14 protein-coding genes are annotated in these 17,175 nt (G+C 50.0%); 9 read left to right on the plus strand and 5 right to left on the minus strand.

Annotation, left to right across the window (positions count from 1 at the left end; translation table 11 throughout):
• Nucleotides 1-2: 2 nt before the first annotated feature.
• From pdsR to AC4IFB_RS16250, 4 genes are all read right to left on the minus strand, one after another.
• Nucleotides 3-695, minus strand: coding sequence for a proteobacterial dedicated sortase system response regulator (pdsR, locus tag AC4IFB_RS16235; protein WP_490778368.1), 693 nt, complete (start codon nt 693-695; stop codon nt 3-5).
• Nucleotides 696-778: 83 nt separating this feature from the next.
• Nucleotides 779-3,715 (minus strand): bifunctional diguanylate cyclase/phosphodiesterase, encoded by a 2,937-nt coding sequence (locus AC4IFB_RS16240; protein ID WP_490780719.1) that lies wholly within the window; start codon nt 3,713-3,715, stop codon nt 779-781.
• 8 nt (nt 3,716-3,723) lie between these two features.
• Nucleotides 3,724-4,932, minus strand: coding sequence for a TonB-dependent receptor (locus AC4IFB_RS16245; protein WP_490780720.1), 1,209 nt, complete (start codon nt 4,930-4,932; stop codon nt 3,724-3,726).
• Nucleotides 4,901-5,320 carry a substrate-binding domain-containing protein gene (locus AC4IFB_RS16250; RefSeq protein ID WP_490780721.1) on the minus strand — a complete coding sequence of 140 codons (420 nt, stop codon included), beginning with the start codon at nt 5,318-5,320 and terminating at the stop codon, nt 4,901-4,903. The genes AC4IFB_RS16245 and AC4IFB_RS16250 overlap by 32 nt, the downstream gene beginning before the upstream one ends.
• A 363-nt stretch (nt 5,321-5,683) precedes the next feature.
• Here AC4IFB_RS16250 and AC4IFB_RS16255 point away from each other — a divergent pair, with 363 nt between their 5' ends.
• From AC4IFB_RS16255 to AC4IFB_RS16280, 6 genes are read left to right on the plus strand one after another with little or no spacing between them, the layout of a single operon-like run.
• Nucleotides 5,684-6,376: an OmpA family protein gene (locus AC4IFB_RS16255; protein WP_490780722.1), complete on the plus strand. Its 693-nt coding sequence runs from the start codon at nt 5,684-5,686 to the stop codon at nt 6,374-6,376.
• Complete coding sequence (locus AC4IFB_RS16260) at nt 6,373-6,534, plus strand: hypothetical protein (protein WP_490778363.1); 162 nt, start codon at nt 6,373-6,375, stop codon at nt 6,532-6,534. Before AC4IFB_RS16255 ends, AC4IFB_RS16260 begins: the two co-directional genes overlap by 4 nt.
• On the plus strand, nt 6,512-8,593 hold the full coding sequence (locus AC4IFB_RS16265) for a marine proteobacterial sortase target protein (RefSeq protein ID WP_490778362.1): 2,082 nt from the start codon (nt 6,512-6,514) through the stop codon (nt 8,591-8,593). Before AC4IFB_RS16260 ends, AC4IFB_RS16265 begins: the two co-directional genes overlap by 23 nt.
• A gap of 14 nt (nt 8,594-8,607) precedes the next feature.
• Entirely contained in the window at nt 8,608-9,156 is a 549-nt protein-coding gene (locus AC4IFB_RS16270; protein WP_490780728.1) for a class GN sortase, read from the plus strand.
• A 52-nt stretch (nt 9,157-9,208) separates the two neighbouring features.
• Nucleotides 9,209-9,919, plus strand: coding sequence for a type 1 glutamine amidotransferase (locus tag AC4IFB_RS16275; protein ID WP_490780723.1), 711 nt, complete (start codon nt 9,209-9,211; stop codon nt 9,917-9,919).
• A gap of 5 nt (nt 9,920-9,924) precedes the next feature.
• Nucleotides 9,925-10,647, plus strand: coding sequence for a L,D-transpeptidase family protein (locus AC4IFB_RS16280; RefSeq protein ID WP_490778359.1), 723 nt, complete (start codon nt 9,925-9,927; stop codon nt 10,645-10,647).
• Between the two features lie 141 nt (nt 10,648-10,788).
• Here the strand turns inward: AC4IFB_RS16280 and AC4IFB_RS16285 are convergent, their stop codons facing one another.
• The gene (locus tag AC4IFB_RS16285) at nt 10,789-11,460 is read right to left on the minus strand and encodes a c-type cytochrome (protein WP_490780724.1); all 672 of its coding nucleotides are present in this window, start codon (nt 11,458-11,460) and stop codon (nt 10,789-10,791) included.
• 454 nt (nt 11,461-11,914) lie between these two features.
• Between AC4IFB_RS16285 and mrcB the strand changes: the two genes are divergently transcribed.
• The 3 genes from mrcB (at nt 11,915) to yoaA (ending at nt 16,903) form a co-directional block, all read left to right on the plus strand.
• Entirely contained in the window at nt 11,915-14,245 is a 2,331-nt protein-coding gene (gene mrcB / locus AC4IFB_RS16290) for a penicillin-binding protein 1B (protein WP_490778357.1), read from the plus strand.
• Nucleotides 14,246-14,412: 167 nt separating this feature from the next.
• Nucleotides 14,413-14,910: a hypothetical protein gene (locus tag AC4IFB_RS16295; protein ID WP_490778356.1), complete on the plus strand. Its 498-nt coding sequence runs from the start codon at nt 14,413-14,415 to the stop codon at nt 14,908-14,910.
• A 79-nt stretch (nt 14,911-14,989) separates the two neighbouring features.
• A complete protein-coding gene (yoaA, locus tag AC4IFB_RS16300) occupies nt 14,990-16,903 on the plus strand; it encodes a DNA repair helicase YoaA (protein ID WP_490780725.1) in 1,914 nt (637 codons plus the stop codon).
• The last annotated feature ends 272 nt before the right edge of the window (nt 16,904-17,175 follow it).

Raw genomic sequence — 17,175 nt, forward strand, 5'->3', positions numbered from 1 at the left:
TATCAGGATTTCCAGCGATATCCAGCGCCGTAAACCGTGTCGATTTGAGTGAAATCGGGATCGATCTCCTGAAATTTTCGCCGAATACGCTTTATATGGGTGGAGATGCTGCTGCTATCCACATAGATCTGCGCCTCCTGCATAAGTTGATCCCGACTGCGAACATGACCTGGGTGGCGTACCAGGGCGTGAAGCATCCAGAACTCGGTGACGGTCAGGCTGAGAGGAGTGCCCTGCCAGTTCGCCAGTAATCTGTCGATATCCAACTGCAGTTCGTCTCGTTGTAGAGGCTGTTGTTGACTAACCGGCTCCAGCATGGCCTGAATGCGTCGAAACAGCGCAGAGATACGTGCCATAAGATGGGGTAGGCTGGTCTCTTTACTGATGTAATCATCTGCACCGAGACGCAAGCCGGCAACGGTATCGAAATCGCTATCCCGGGCAGTGAGGAAGATGATCGGTAGCTTGGTGGAGCGACTACGTAACTCCCTACAGAGTTCAAATCCCCCGTCCACATCATCAGCCAGACCGATGTCGAGGATAACCAGATCAGGTAGGACATCTACGAATGCTGAGAGGGCCTCAGAACGGGATGCATAGCCTTTGACGTTGTAACCTTGACGTGTCAGGTAGTCGATATAGTTGTCCCGTATCGCCTGTTCATCTTCGATAATGGCGATTTCTCTTTTAGCCACAGTGTTGCCCGATCATCAATAGCGTTGTGTTAGTGTTAACAGGCCCTAAGCGGGATGATTATAACCCTATCCTTGTCGTGCGGCTAAGGCGTTGTCTGTAGCTGGGAAGAATCGCTGTTTTTTCTATTAAACCCAAGCACTGGAATTTCCGGGGAAGGTCGCCCGATATAGTAACCCTGGGCATAGATAACACCGATCTCTTTGAGGAGTTTCAAAGTCGCTTCGTCTTCGACGAATTCTGCAACGGTATCTTTTCCAAGAGCATTCGCCATCTCTGTCAATGCCTTGACAAAGACTTGATCCATAGAGTTGGTTGGTAGCTGTTTGATAAAAGAGCCATCAATCTTGACGATATCCAAAGGCAACTCACGTAAATAGTAAAATGAGGAGAAGCCAACGCCAAAATCATCGAGGGCAAAACGACAGCCGATGGCCTGTAGTTCTCTCATCAACCGTTCAGCTGCATTGACGTCAGCAAGGGCAGCTGTTTCGGTCAGTTCAAAAACCAATCGGGTAGGATCGATATCATTGCTGTTCACCAGTTGGGTCAGCTGAGGAAGAAGTTCCGGGTCGTCAATGACTCTGCCTGACAGGTTGATCGATAAGGTTATATCGATATCATGTTGATTGAGACTGGCCAGTTTTTCCACAGAAGCACGTAGCACATAACGGTTGATACGATGAATCAGACCGGTGCGTTCGGCCACAGGAATAAACTCCCCGGGCATGGAGATGGAACCATCCTTTTCCACCATTCTGATCAAGACTTCATAGTGGGAGATGATGCCGCTGCTGATCTCCAGGATTGGCTGAAAGTAGAGTATGAAGCGGTTGTCAGTCAGTGCTTGTTCGATCTTGTCTTTCCAGGTGGCACGGGCACTCATCTGCTCTCTTGCCTGTTCGCTGCTGGAGAAGAGATGCCACCGATCCCGCCCAGACTCCTTGGCTTGATACATGGCAAGATCTGCATTTGAAAGCAGTTCGTTGGCATTGCTACCATGATTGGGATAGGCGACGATGCCGATACTTGCTGAGACCCGATGACTATGCCCCTTTAGTGGAATTGTAATCTTCTTCAGCTCACTCAGAATCTTGTCGGCATAAATGGTGGCAGAGGGGATGTCCGCTTCTGGTATTACAATGGCAAACTCATCACCACCCAGGCGGGCAATGAGGTCGGTTGAGCGGGTAATCTCACGCAACTTTCTGGCAACGATCTGTAACATGGCATCTCCAGTATGATGTCCACTTGAATCGTTGATATATTTAAACTGGTCAAGATCAAAAAACAGTAGTGCACTGGAGTGGTTGTAGCGCTCAGCCAAGGTAATGATTTTTTCAAATTCAGATTGAAAATAGCGGCGATTGTTCAGTTCGGTAAGTGGATCGTGGTTGGCAAGCCAAGCCAGGCGTTGCTCCGCCAGTTCCCGGTCGGTTATATCGAGTCCGATGGAGAGTACCACCGGTATTCCTGCAACCGGCTTTTCTATCAGGTTAGAGTGTACCCAGGATATGGTTTTATTCTGTCCGTCTGATGAGAAGGCTGATGCATCATGCTGGTAGACATGGATCATGCCTTGCCGTAGACCGTTCATAACTGGAAGCATCTCGCCAGCAACCTCAGCATTCATGAACAAGTCACCGAAAAAACCACTGCTGCGCCGATAATCTTTAATGCCGATGAATTTACATCCTTCTGTATTCATGGTCAGGATGGCACCTTCAATATCTTGAGTCAGGATGATCACCTGGGCGCTGTTCATGATAGTGCTTAGGAAATCCCGCTCTGTTGCAAGCTCTTTGCTGCGCTTGATCAAGCTGTTGGTATTGTGTGCGATCTCTTCGTTGAGGCTCTCCAGGGTGTAGGTTAATTCTATTGCAGAGTCACTGGCGACATCGATCTCGTCCTGATACCAGTTGTGGTGCTTTAAGCTGAGAGTTTGGCGTACCTGGTCAAAGGCGTTTTTTGCCAGTAGTGGCAGGCTGTCGGAGATCATCAGCAGACGTTTCATCGGTTGCCACAATACTGCTGCCAGCAGCAGTTCTGAGAGAATAAATCCCAGAATACCAATAAGAACTGATTGTGTGGTGGCCTGGTTAATCTGATCTACTACCGGTGTGATATTGCTCACCAGGATGAAATCGGCAGACAACACAGAGGTATCGCTGCTTGCAGGTACCAGGTTGAATGTATAGTCCTGTCCGTTGTGGTTGGTGGTATAACCCGTATCGATCAATGACTTTAAGTCGACTTTTTCTGCGGTGTCCTGAAGCAGGGGGAGGAGTCGTTTCAGGTTACTTGAGGCACTGATATATCGTTCCCAGGTATTTAAAAATCGAGAGTGGGTGTTCAAGCGGGAAGCATTATCTATATGGCTGATCACTGCAATGTCAGTTTTCGCCAGTTCGTTGAATTCGATGATCAGGTCTGCGATAGAGCGTCCTACCAGTATGACTCCGGCATACTCCCCCTTATAGAGTAACGGTGAAGCGACGTACTGACTGCAGCGAACATGACATTGCAACATAGTCATCGGCGTCTCTAATTTGTTGACTGAGCTGACCAACTCTTTGAAAGGGTCGCCTAATGTACCCGTCTGCCATTTAAACTGCAGGATATTATCCTTGCTATAGTATGCCGCCTCTTCAAGTCCCCACTCCATCTCCAGGGTGACTGCGCTATGCATGAAGAATCGCTGTAGTTTTTCACTTAATGGCGTGTCGCTGGTTTGAGTCGCCGCTTCTGCAAGAGATGGGATCATCAACGCGATCTGTTCCAGGCGATAGAAACTTGTGTCAAGAAGTGATTTGACCTGCCTGTTCTGTTGCTCTTTTATCTGTAATTGATAGGTGTCGAATAGCTTGAGTTGTTGTAGATATCCCATGCCTGCAAGTCCGGCATTCATGATCAGAACCACCAGACTGAAAAGTAGCATGACTTTCCATTTCAGACTGAGAAAATAGAGATCCTTTTCCTCCTGATGTTGATCGATAATTCCATTTAGTTCGTTAGATTGCATCTGACTGCTCAAAAGCTATAGGAGATAAGCAGAGAGAATAGATTCCATTCACGCGACTTGTCATTAGGTGAGGGATTTTCCAGATTGGAGAGGAAAATTGTTCCATCAACCCTACTGAACTCAGTGCGCAAAATCAGTCCATCCGTTGCCTCCCAGAGGATGCCCAGCGTAGAAAATCTACTATAGAAGTTATGAGCATCCAGGCCTAATCTCTGACCTGTTTTTTCGCCTCTTTTATCCCCTTTGTCATAATGACTCTCTTCGTATCTGGCGATCAACTCCAGGTCATCCCGCAGACGGTAGGTTCCCTGCAGGTAGTAACCATCCAGAGTGGTATCAGCAATATCAAGTGCTCCGGCAAAACCTGTGTAATCGAGAGGCTCCTGCATGTACTCAGCGGTCAGGCTCCAATTGCCACTGTTGTACTCGGCTGAGACTACCCGGTAGTCGATATCTATGGTGCCGTCAGGTAGCATGTTTGTTTCGCCATCAAGCTGTAGTGAGGCACTGCTATAGGCGAGTCTGAAACGACCTCCATCCCATTCGTAGAGTAAGCGTCCACCCACTGTCAGGCCATCCTGCTTTAGTTTCGGATCGAGTACCGGGTTCAGGTAGGACTTTTCAACATTTTCATCAATTGGCGTTCTGCCTCCAATCAGTCGTAGAGAGAGTCGGTGAGAATCGATCTGCAAATCGCCAAACAGTTGAGCACCATCATTCGAGAGTACCATGTTGCGTACACGATCCCAGTAGATGGCTTGGGGCATGAAAATGCTGGGTCGGGTTGCGGCTACATCCCGAGTGTCGTTGTATAAGCCGAAGGGGTTTTTATATCGTCCCAGAATGACTCCGAAACGGTCAGCGTCCTGCATATAGAGTGTGGTGTCGATCTGCGCGTAGTCCAGGTCCAGGGAGCCGTCATACATCTCTCCTGCATCACGGGAGAGGAGTTGGGCCGAGGCAAATATTTGAGGTGAAAACCGGTAGGAAGTGTTGACGCCCAACTCCCGGAAATCCCAGCTACCATCCTCGCTGTCGCCAAAAAAACTGTTTTCAGTGGTTTTTACGTAAGCCTGAGTCAGGAAGCCATGGATCTGCAAAGCTTGATTGAGTTCAGCAAACTCAGTTGCCATCGCGCTACTCATAGGCTGATATAGCAGTACTAACAGCAATGCGATCCAGTGCTTATTCAACTGAGAGTCTCCGTACGCGCTCATTGATAAGATCCTCGGGAAGATAACCAATAGCTCCAGACGTATTTTCAATCTGCTCTAACATCTCAGTCTCGGACTGAACCTTGATTGGTGCTTGCCCCATACCAGAATAGATCTGACGGTTCCAGGCACGACGAAGCTGATGTGGAAAGACGCCTAAAATATGTTTAGTGAATTCGGAATGCTGTTTGGTTTTATCTCCCATAACAAAGACCCTGATGGGAGTACCGTTAGGCCATTGGGTCATACGCATACTGAAAATGGAGCGCAAAGTATTCTGTGAGACGATCTCAGAATCGATGTCCCGGTTTGCGACTAGTTCGACGGAAGATGCTGTGTTATAAAAACAGAGCAGCAAACCGACTGCAAATGCTCGATAGGCAGTTGTCATTTTTTAAAAAAGAAATTCCATGCAGTTGCAAGTCCATGTCGGCATCCCTAATAGGTAACTTTAGTCCATAAAAAGATAATGGTTTTATGGCAGTTTAATTTAATACTGTTCGGTCAGCTGCAACGTTGACTGTTTTTATCTCCTGGTCAGGTCTCGTAAGCTACTATGTTGATCCTATGCGGTCAGTGAATCAACTGCTGCCATTTTTCTGCCAACTTTTGTCATCGGTTAGCCCTCATTTTGTACCTAATAGGCCAACTCTGTGGTTTGTAATAACACTCGGTAATCAAAGAATACCGGCGCTGGCATGGAGTGCCACTTCCACCAAGGATGGTGCGCTGGTTCAACATCCGGGAGTTAAAAATGAAAAAACATCTTATTGTCGTTAGTCTTGCAAGCCTCTTTCTATGTCAGTCTGCTGTCGCTCAGGATCAACCTGAACCTGTAGATAGAGAGACATTCCACAGTTCCCTGCTTGGGCTTCTTGCTGGTGGGATTCTTGGTGGTCCACCTGGAGCTGTTATTGGCTATGCCAGTGGCGCTGTAATCGGTGATCTCGAATCAAAGAATCGACAACTCGAGGAGAGCTCCCAAGCCCTGGCTGATAATCAGACTAGCCAAGATCACCTGTTGGATCAAGCGCAACAGCATCAAGTGAATTTTCAGCAGCAGAAATCGGGGGAGCTAGATCAACTGGCAGCATTAAAAGAGGGTTTTCGCTTCTGTTTGGGCTTTCGTACCGGCAGTAGTCTGATAGAACCAAAGATGGCCGAACAACTCGATGCCTTGGCAAATATGCTTAACGCCTTTCCTCAGTTTAAGTTGTTGATCGAAGCGGGTGCTGATCAGCGAGGTTCTGAAGCGTTTAATCATGAGTTAAGTCGAGCCCGCGCCGATGCGGTTGCCAAGCTGCTGATCGATGCCGGGCTCCCTCGTAATCGACTCTCGACACGTTACCAGGGTGAGTCGGCTGCAGAGTATCCGATGAATGATCTGGAGGGGCTGGCTTTCGATCGCATGGTGCAACTCACTCTGTTGCATGGGGAGTCCTCATGAAAAACAGACGCCAACCATTGAGTGAAGCCTTTGTTTACGGCTCTCCCGAACGGGTGCCTGGATTCAGTTTTCGTTGGACCTATAACGGTCTACGCCAGGCAGAGGGTCTGAAAAAAAGAGAACGTGGAGGCAGAGATGAGCGTAAGTCCAGAAACTGATCTCAAAATACCTGTGAAAAGCCTCTGTAACCCAGACTTTGTCAAGGATATGTTACTGACTTTACTGGCTGCGTTGATGACCGGTGTGTCAGGGAGTATGTTGTTGATAATACTTGTATTATCATGGGGGTCAGCGCAGGCTGATCCGGCTGAAAGATTGACTGCCCAACTGCAACTGACAAGTCTCAATGGGCAGCGCATTGAGATGGCTCCCTTGCTCAATACCGAGGTAACTATCAACGTAACCGGTATGCTCGCTTGGGCCAAAGTAGAGCAGGTATTCACCAATCCAACTCAATCATGGATGGAGGGTAGCTACCAATTTCCATTGCCTGAGGGATCTGCGGTGGAGCGTATGAAGATGCAGATTGGGGATCGTCAAATCGAAGGTGTGATTGAGGAGAAGGCAGCGGCAAAACGGATCTTTAAAAAGGCCAGGGCCGAGGGTAAAAGGGCCAGCCTGTTGACTCAGCAGCGTCCCAATATCTTTACCTTGGCGGCGACCAATATTGCACCGGGTGAAACGGTACGAATCAGTATCGAATTTCAGCAGAGAGTTCACTACTCTGGACGACGGTTCGAATTGCGTTTTCCAATGGTGGTGGCACCTCGTTATCTGCCAGACAGCGTGCAGGCCTCAGAGGCTAATCAACTATCACCACCCTACATTGCTCAGCGTGCGGGTCTGATCAATCCTTTGTCGCTGCAGATAGATATCGATGCAGGAGTGCCTCTGGCTGAGGTGATCAGCCACCATCATAAAATGGTGGAACAGCGGGCTGAGCAAGGTGTAGTCAGACTTAAATTGGCTGATGGCGAGGTACAGGCAGATCGGGACTTTGTCATCAGTTGGCGTGCCGAAGTTGGCTCAGAGCCTGAGTTGGCACTGTTTCGTGAGCATTGGCAGGAGAGGGATTACGCACTGCTGATGCTGATGCCTCCAGATGCAGCAAAACCTGAAGAGATCCTCTCGCGAGAGCTGATCTTTGTCATCGATCACTCGGGGTCGATGAATGGTGCCTCAATAAGGCAAGCCAAGGCAGCTTTAAGGATGGCGGTCAGTCGTCTTAAGAGTAGAGATCGATTTAACTTGATAGCCTTCAATAGTCATAGTGAAACCCTCTTCTCCTCACCTCAGAACGCCACTCAAACCAACCAGAGGCGCGCTCTGGACTTTATCGATCAGCTTAAGGCTGAGGGGGGCACAGAGATGATGCCAGCGCTTGAGTTGGCTCTGAATCAGTCGCAAGAGACTCATCTTCTAAGGCAGGTCGTCTTTTTAACAGATGGTAGCTTGGGGAATGAGCAGGAGCTGTTTGCTCTGATTCAGCACAAGTTGGCAGAGAGTCGTCTGTTTACGGTTGGCATCGGCTCTGCACCGAACAGCCATTTTATGCAACGTGCTGCAGATTTTGGCCGGGGTTCTTTCAGCTATATCGGACATCTGTCAGAAGTGACGCAAACCATGCAGGGCCTATTTGAAAAGCTTGAACATCCCAGTATGAGGAATATTCAACTCGAATGGCAGGGCAGGGGAGAGCTTGATGTTGAGCCACAACGATTTCCCGATCTCTACTTGGGAGAGCCGCTGCAGCTTGCACTCAAAGGGGATCACTTGGAAGGTGTCCTGGTTATTGCAGGTGACAGGGATGGTAAGCCTTGGAAGCGCCGTGTCGAAATCACCGGCGATCAGACCCATAAGACAGGTATTCATGCTCTCTGGGCAAGAGAACGAATCAAAACAATCATGGCCTCAACCGCCACCACAACCCAGGAAGAGAGGCGGGAACAGGTATTACAGCTCGCCATGGATCATAAATTGATCTCTGCCTATACGAGCCTGGTGGCAGTGGACAAAACACCGGTTCGTCCCCTCGATGCAAACCTGCAAGGTGGTGATATACCTGTGAGTCTGCCTGCGGGCTGGTCGCCAAAGGCGGTCTTTGGGCGTTTGCCTCAGACAGCTACCACTGGACCGCTCTATCTGATGATTGGCATGTTGCTGATCCTTGTGGCGGGGTTAATCCAGGTTTTCGGCCTGAGAAAAAAATGGGCCTGAGGCTTGTTTCACTAATGTTGTGTCTGCTCGGGGGGGGGATGTTGAGTCACTCCATCTGGATTGAAGCCAAAGCCTGGCTGGCTGAAGGATTGATTGAAGCGGCCTGGCAGAGGACGCTGGCAGGAGAGGGCCATACTGCACCATGGCCCTGGGCTGATACCTGGCCTGTGGCTCGACTCGAGTCACCTCGCCTGGGTATTACCCGGTTGGTGTTGAGTGGTGACAGTGGCGCGACCATGGCATTTGGACCAGGCTGGGCAGAGCACTCTGAGTTACCCGGTGAGGAGGGACGCAGTTTCATCTCCGGGCATCGCGATACCCATTTTAGGTTTCTCAAGGATCTGTTTATTGGTGATGAACTTAGGGTGCAGAGAGCAGATGGCAGGATTGTGGTTTATCGCGTCACAGAGCGCCGGGTTGTCGATCAGCAACAGGGGTGGCATATGGCACTCGAAGGGCCGCAGGAGTTGCTGCTTGTGACCTGCTACCCTTTTGATGCGCTTATACCTGGCGGCCCGATGCGATATATCGTCCGCGCCGAAAAAACAGTTGATGTGTGGTAGAGCAGTGTTTCAGTTAGAATCATATCCAACGACTGAGTAACTGCAAATATTGATGAAGCCAATCCGTATCTTTCGACATCTGGTCTGCAAACCCCCTGGTTATCTGGGGGACTATCTGCAACAGCGCGGCATACCCTGGGAAGTGGAGTGTGTCGATGAGTCCCGCCCGATTAATCCTAGAACAGATGATGTTTCCGCTCTGGTCTTTATGGGGGCAGGTGTCAGTGTCAATGATCAGCTCTCCTGGATGGCGGGAGAATTGGCGCTGATGCGTAAAGCATTTCAGGAGGATCTGCCGATTTTGGGTGTCTGCTTCGGTGCGCAGATGATGAGCCGGGCTTTAGGCGGCGAAGTCACTCGGGGTAGTGAGATGGAGATTGGCTGGCACCCTGTTCGCGCCATTTCAGAGAATGATCAAGCCGCGTGGCTTAAAGGCCTGCCTGAGCGCTTTATGGCTTTTCACTGGCACGCGGATACCTTCACTTTACCAGCAGGTAGCCGATGGATAATGGAGAGCGACTGTTATCCCCATCAGGGATTTACCATCGGCGACCATCTTGGCCTGCAGTTTCACCTTGAGATGACCCCGGAGATGGTGAAAGGTTGGATTGATCGCTACGGCAGTGATCTGCAATCGAGTTCGACATGTTGCCAGTCAGCAGAGCGCATCCTGCAGGATCTTGATCAACATATTACTCAATTGCATGAGATCTCTGCCATCATCTACGGTAACTGGCTGGAGAGGGTTTTACGCAGACAATGAGATTATTGGCTATAACACTGATGTTGGGTTGGGCATTGGTGGCTCAGGCCATCACCCACGCCCCACTGCAGACAGTAATGGATAAGCTGAATGGAGAAGCTGCCCAACGAATTGCAGAGCGTTTTGAATTGGCTGGGGTGGACTTTCCGCCACAGCGGGTGCAGTTGATAGCATTGAAGGAGAGTCGCCGCCTTGAACTATGGGCCTACTCCGAAGAGCGTTGGCGCTTTATCCATGATTATGCCATCTTCGCCGCAAGCGGTGGCGCAGGACCAAAATTGAGAGAGGGAGACAAGCAGGTACCAGAAGGTTTTTATCGCATTGTCTCACTCAATCCCAACAGCCATTTTCACCTTTCAATGAAGCTTAACTACCCAAATACTTTCGATTCAGTTCAGGCCAACCTGGAGGGCAGGCATTCACCTGGATCGAATATCTACATCCACGGTAGCGCATGGTCAGCGGGATGCCTGGCAGTTGGAAATCACTATATCGAAGAGCTCTTTTATCTGGTGGCCAAGGTTGGCGTCGAAAAAGCGAATGTATTGATCGCACCTTACGATTTTCGTACCAGAGCGATGACTATTGCCGATGAACCGGTCTGGCTAGAGGAGCTCTACACCTACTTGAAGTTGCGCCTTGCGAAATTCCCACTCTCAGAGAAGATGTCAGCTTGCGGGCAGGGTTGCGCCAATGCAGGGTTACGGCAACAGTTAGGCCGTTATTGAGATACTCAACCTAAAAAAATGAGCATGCATGAAAGTGGAAATGCAACAGAGGATTGTTGAATTTATCGATGATGTTCAGTCAGTGGCACCTGAGCAGGCAAAGATTATTAATGCAGCGAGAGATTTGTTTAATAAGACAAATCAATTCAGGTTGGCAAGATAGGTGGCTACAGCATCCATATCCCGATCACTGAGACGGATGGCAACACCGGTCATCCAGACGTTGGTTCGTCTGCCAGTGCGGTCACGAAACTCTTTTAGCATCTTGACCACATAGTCGAAGCGTTGTCCTGCAAGGCGGGCATAACCCTCCTGGCCACGGGCATCTTCTCCATGACACTCAACACAGACCTTTTTGTAGACCTGTTGGCCCTCCTGGAGTAACTCAGGAATTCCGCCACCAGATGCTTTCATCTCCATGTCACTGAAGTAGAGGGCGATCTTGATTTTGTCTTCCAAAGAGAATGTCTTTGCCAGGTTAGTCATTAGATAGTCGTTGCGACGACCATCGCCAAATCGCTGAAACTGGTCGACGATATAAACAGGATTCTGACCTGCAAGATTGGGTGTCACCGGCTGGATTGCAATGCCATCTTCCCCATGGCAGGTCTTACATAATATGGTTCTGTCTCGTCCCTCTTTGACCATCTTTTTTTTCAGCGCTTTATCTTTGGCGATTTCAGCAATGCGATTTTCGAGCATATTTCTCAGCTGTATTGCCTCATCTGTATTCACCTCCGCCCCTATTACAGATTGATTCAGTATCAACAGCAGAATAGGTAGTGACAACAACCTGACAAAAAGTGATTGCATGTAGTTATTCCTAACGATGTTCAGTAATCTTGTTCTATTTAGCGACCGTTTTTTTTGAGACTTGATTCACGAAACAGTAATCTAGGCATTTATTGCCTTAAGGGAACCTCTATTAACAGGTTCTAGTAGTCGCTTTGGTAGTGCTGATCATCCAGGCACGCCTCTCCGGAATAGGTTCATATTCAGGCGAGCGCCCCTGCCGCACAATGCCCAACTGAAAAGAAAACCACCTGACGAACTGACAGCTTGTTTCTACAGCGGCTCATAGTAGCGAGAAAGCTACCCAGGATTTCTTAGGAATCCGTATGCTGATGGTGCCGCGGGGTCACACCCGTCACTAGAAATAATTCCGGACATTAGTGGATCAGTCTGGGGAATCGTCGCTAACACCCCCAACTACTTTTCGGTAAGCTACGGGCCATATTTCGAGTCACCGGAACATTATAGAGAGTAAATGGCGAAGCAGCGTAAAAAAAACAGTCGAAAACAGTCCAAACCCAAGCGGGGTGGTCTATTACGGCGCTGGCTGTTGTTGGGGGTGACCACCTTGCTGCTCGCTACGCTGCTCTATAGTCTCTACCTGGATCGGGTGGTACAGGCACGTTTAGAAGGTCAGCGTTGGTCTCTGCCGGCAAAAGTCTATGGTCGCTCTCTTGATCTCTATCCTGGAGCACCTGTCACCCTCACCCACTTGAAGCAGACGCTGGCTGGATTGGGTTATCGCAAAGTAAAGCACCCTGATCGGCCTGGTGAATATTCGAGCTATCGTGAGCGTATATTGCTGCGCACCAGGGCTTTCCGGTTCCCGGATATCGATCGCTCCAGTGACTATCTGGAAGTGGTATTGAACGATAAGGGTGTTGAATCATTGAAACGGGCTGCCAGTGGCGAACCTGTTGGACACTACCGAATAGAGCCCAGATTGATTGGAAGCCTTAGATCCGCCCAGGGTGAAGATCGTATCTTACTGACTCGGGATGAACTGCCTGAGATGCTGGTCTCTGCACTGATTGCTGTGGAGGATCGGAATTTCTACCAACATTTTGGTATTGATCCTATCGCCATAGGACGGGCGTTGTGGGCCAACCTGCGCGCCAAGCGCGTGGTTCAGGGGGGAAGTACCCTGACCCAACAGCTGGTAAAGAACTTTTTTCTCACCTCAGAACGAACGCTTTGGCGAAAATTCAATGAAGCATTAATGGCGGTAATCATCGACATGCGCTTCAGCAAGGATGAGATTCTCGAAGCCTATGCTAATGAGATCTATCTAGGGCAGCAGGGTGGACGGGCAATCCACGGTTTTGCTTTGGCCAGCCGGTTCTACTTCAATCGGCCGCTACAGGAGTTGGATCTGCCGCGGCTTTCGATGCTGGTAACCCTGGTACGAGGGCCCTCAGCATACGATCCAAGGCGACATCCAAAGAGAGCCAAGCAGCGTCGACACCTGGTACTGCAACTGATGCAGGAGCGGGGGGTGATCGATGCTGTTCAAGCCGACCGGGCCAGTGAGGCTCCTTTGGGTGTGGAACAGGGTCGTTTGCGTAGCTCGGGTAGTCCCGCATTCATGGATCTTGTAAAGCGCCAATTGCGTAGGGACTATAAAGAAGAGGATCTGAATGCAGGTGGTTTAAGAGTTTTTTCAACCCTCGATCCCTGGCTTCAGCAACGAGCTGAATTAGCCCTCTCACAGCAGTTAAAATCTCTGGAGAAAGCACGTAGTATCCCCTCTGGAACCCTTCAGGGTGCACTCACCCTGGCCGATGTGGAGACTGGTGAAGTTACCGCCCTGGTGGGTGACAGAAACCCCAGGTATGCTGGTTTCAACAGAGCGCTGGATGCGGTGCGGCCTGTAGGCTCATTGATCAAGCCAGCGGTCTATCTCAGTGCCTTGTCTCAACCTGGTCGCTACAATCTATTCACCCCATTGGAAGATAAGCCGATTCGTATCAAAGGGGGGAATGGTGAGATCTGGGCACCGGAAAATTACGACAATCAGAGTCATGAGAATATCAACCTGCAGCAGGCACTGGTGGAGTCTCTGAACCTGGCAACTGTCCATCTGGGTCTCTCTGTTGGCTTGAAGCCAGTTACCGAAAGCCTCTATGAATTGGGCATTCGACGCCCCATGTCTGCCTATCCTTCCCTGCTTCTCGGGGCAGTATCTCTCTCTCCGCTAGAGATGACTCAGATGTATCAGACACTTGCCAATGGGGGATTCAGTGCGACACTGAAATCGATTCGGGGGGTAACCGATGGTAAGGGTGAACCCCTGTCACGATATCCACTGGAGATTGAATCCAGGGCAGATGCACGGGCAGTCTATCTGTTGAGAAATGCCCTCAACGAGGTCACGCACAGCGGAACAGGAAAAGCATTGCAATGGTTGCTACCAGGCGATGTCGAAGTGGCGGGTAAGACCGGTACAACGGATAAACTGCGCGACAGCTGGTTTGCCGGATTCGATCGACGACGAGTGGCAGTGTCCTGGATAGGGCGAGATGATAATGCACCTACCGGCCTGACCGGATCCTCTGGTGCAATGCGTGTCTGGGCCGAGTTGATGAAGAGTATAGGCATCTACTCCCTGTCTGAAGAGTTGCCTCGGGGTGTGGAGATGGTGGCGATTGATCCAATAACCGGATTGCGTGGTGAGGGGTGTCGGGATGCGGTCAATTATCCTTTCATCAGTGGTAGTATGGCATTGGAATCGGCGCCGTGCGCCCGCTCATCTTCGCTCATGGATGATGGGGTTGAGTGGTTACAGAGCCTTTTCAGAAAGAAGTGAAAGATCAAACTGAGTGTTATTATCCCGGCATGCTTAGTTGCCGGTTTAATAGTTGTGAACAGCAAAGGTAGATGATTGAATCCTCTATCTGTTTGAATCATGCGAAAATAGTACAAGATAGGCTACAATCCCGCCTTAACCCCATTCTTGGTACTAGGAGTTAGTACTTGACCGTATATGCTGCCGATAAGTTGATTGCCCAGGCTCGGGTATTAGCCGCTGAGTACCGGCGTACCATGGGCAAGCCCCTTCCTGGGATCAGCAATGAAATTGCTGAGTTCGATGCAATGAAGTTGCTCCAGCTTGAAGCCAACGACAGTGGAGAGGGCGGCTATAACGCAATCGATCGTGGTCGTGGTGATAAACGCATTCAGATAAAATCCCGCACCATTTTCGATGAGAGCAAGTCAGGGCAACGTATCGGCCAGCTCAAGCTGGAGAAGGCGTGGGACAGTGTGGTGCTGGTACTCATGGATGAGGATTACCAACCTTATGAGATCTATGAATCCGAGCGGGATGATATCCTGGAATATATCGAAGAGAGCAGTAGTAATCGAGCAAAACGAGGTGCCATGTCTGTGGCACGTTTTAAAATTATCGGCCGACTCGCATGGACACGAGAGAGTGGTCTTGAGCCTGAGGTCTGGGATAACCAGACAGATTGATTTTGACGGCGGGCAGCAGACTTCAAAAAGGCAAACTATTGGTTGCCAGTTCAATGATTCCATCCCTGGGCGATAAATTATGACCGATATTGCTGAGATATTCGGCCCTGAGGGTTGGCTTGCCAGTCGTATTGACGGTTTCTCATATCGACCGCAGCAGCAGGAGATGGCGCAAGCGGTCGCTGACATCATTCAGCAAAGTGGTGTTCTGATCTGTGAAGCGGGGACGGGTACTGGAAAAACCTTTGCCTATCTGGTGCCGGCATTGATGTCGGGGCGCAAGGTGATTATCTCCACCGGTACAAAAAACCTTCAGGATCAACTCTATCATCGCGATCTGCCAAAAGTACGGCAGAGTCTTTCAAGCCCGGTATCCACAGCACTCTTGAAAGGGCGAGCCAACTATCTCTGTATTCATCGCTTGGAAAATACACTGGTCGAAGAGATACGCCTTACCCGGGAGCAGCTGGGGCAGTTGGAGGAGATACGTCGATGGTCGACAGCCACAAAAAGCGGTGACATCAGTGAAATGCCTGAGATTGCCGAAGATGCCCCGGTTTGGCCAGTGGTAACCTCCACCACGGAGAATTGTTTGGGTCAAGAGTGCTCGGCCTACAGCAAATGTCATCTGGTTGAGGCACGTAAGCGGGCGCAGGAAGCCGATCTGGTAGTGATCAATCACCACCTGTTGTGTGCAGACCTGGCGCTCAAGGAGGAGGGGTTCGGAGAACTGCTACCCAGTGCAGACTGTTTTATCCTCGATGAAGCCCATCAATTGCCGGAAGTGGCGGGCAACTTTTTTGGTGTCACACTGAGTGGACGGCAATTAAGCGAACTGGCTCGGGATTGTATTACTGAATATCACCGTGAAGCCAAAGACACCCCTCAGCTACTTGAACGCGCCGAACGTTTGAAACAGGCCTCTCAGGATCTACGCCTCGCCTTTGGTCTTGAAGTTCGAAGAGGTGCCTGGTCAGAGCTCGCTGATAACCCATCGGTCAGTCTGCATCTTGAACATTTAGAAGAGGCCCTCGATCATCTGCTGGAGGCGCTGATTGCCATAGAGGGTCGTGGTAAGGGGCTCGATAGCTGCAAGGAGCGATGTGAGCTTCAAATTCAACGTCTGAAAGGTCTGTTGGATGAGAATGATAGTGAGTCGATCCGTTGGTATGAGACCCAACGACAGAGTTATCGTCTTAACCGCACGCCTTTGGAGATCGCCAAAATATTCCGTGGTGTTATGCAGGAGCATCACGCTGCTTGGGTGTTTACCTCAGCCACCCTGGCAGTGGGTGATAGTTTTGAGCACTTTTCCAGTCAACTCGGACTGCAGGAGGCTGAAACCCACTGTTGGGATAGTCCGTTCGACTATCCGATGCAAGCGGTGTGGTATGTCCCTCAGGGATTGCCTGATCCCTCAGAGCGGACTTTCAATCGTACTGTATCGGATCTTTCGCTGCCTATCCTCAAGGCCAGTAACGGCAGAGCATTTCTGCTCTATACCAGTCATCGTGCCCTGCAGGAAGCTGCGGAATATCTTGAGGATAAGCTCGACTATCCCATGTTGGTACAGGGCACAGCACCACGTACAGAGCTTGTGGAGCAGTTTCGAGAACTTGGGAATGCGGTGTTACTGGGGACTTCGAGTTTCTGGGAAGGCATTGATGTTCGTGGGGAAGCGCTCTCCTGTGTCATTATCGATAAGCTCCCCTTTGCATCACCTGGCGACCCCGTACTCCAGGCACGCATCGATGCCTTGCGGCAACGAGGTGGTAATCCGTTCATGACCTTCCAGTTACCACAAGCGGCAATCGCTTTAAAACAGGGCGCAGGGCGTTTGATTCGGGATGAATCCGATCGTGGCGTGTTGGTCATCTGTGATCCACGCCTGTTGAGCAAACCCTATGGCAAGATTTTCATCCGCAGTCTGCCGCCTATGACCAAGACACGTGATTTGGCTGTTGTGGAGCGTTTTTTCAAAATAGTGGATTGAGTCAGCTATTTCACCTTTAGCCTAAGAAATCATCATTCCGGATCGCTGCTGACCTTCCATTCCATTTTTAAGCAGATGTAAAAAGCCCCTCGCCCTTGATGGGAGAGGGGTTGGGGAGAGGGTGTGCGCCAAGCGCATAGTGAAACTAAAGCGTATACAGCACGATCCGATCAATCCCCGTCGTGCTGAGTAATGGTCTAGTGATGGTGTTGTTAAACACCCCCCTCTCTCCCACAAGATAGTGTTGAAATAGCAAGCTGCGAATATTCGAA

The organism is Candidatus Thiodiazotropha sp. AKIB8, assembly GCF_058244675.1.

Coding starts and splice junctions, on each gene's coding strand:
- AC4IFB_RS16255 (WP_490780722.1), top strand. CDS start 5,684: ATGAAAAAACATCTTATTGTCGTTAGTCTTGCAAGCCTCTTTCTATGT.
- AC4IFB_RS16265 (WP_490778362.1), top strand. CDS start 6,512: ATGAGCGTAAGTCCAGAAACTGATCTCAAAATACCTGTGAAAAGCCTC.
- AC4IFB_RS16250 (WP_490780721.1), bottom strand. CDS start 5,320: ATGACAACTGCCTATCGAGCATTTGCAGTCGGTTTGCTGCTCTGTTTT.
- yoaA (WP_490780725.1), top strand. CDS start 14,990: ATGACCGATATTGCTGAGATATTCGGCCCTGAGGGTTGGCTTGCCAGT.
- AC4IFB_RS16275 (WP_490780723.1), top strand. CDS start 9,209: ATGAAGCCAATCCGTATCTTTCGACATCTGGTCTGCAAACCCCCTGGT.
- AC4IFB_RS16240 (WP_490780719.1), bottom strand. CDS start 3,715: ATGCAATCTAACGAACTAAATGGAATTATCGATCAACATCAGGAGGAA.
- AC4IFB_RS16245 (WP_490780720.1), bottom strand. CDS start 4,932: ATGAGCGCGTACGGAGACTCTCAGTTGAATAAGCACTGGATCGCATTG.
- AC4IFB_RS16285 (WP_490780724.1), bottom strand. CDS start 11,460: ATGCAATCACTTTTTGTCAGGTTGTTGTCACTACCTATTCTGCTGTTG.
- mrcB (WP_490778357.1), top strand. CDS start 11,915: ATGGCGAAGCAGCGTAAAAAAAACAGTCGAAAACAGTCCAAACCCAAG.
- AC4IFB_RS16270 (WP_490780728.1), top strand. CDS start 8,608: ATGTTGTGTCTGCTCGGGGGGGGGATGTTGAGTCACTCCATCTGGATT.
- AC4IFB_RS16260 (WP_490778363.1), top strand. CDS start 6,373: ATGAAAAACAGACGCCAACCATTGAGTGAAGCCTTTGTTTACGGCTCT.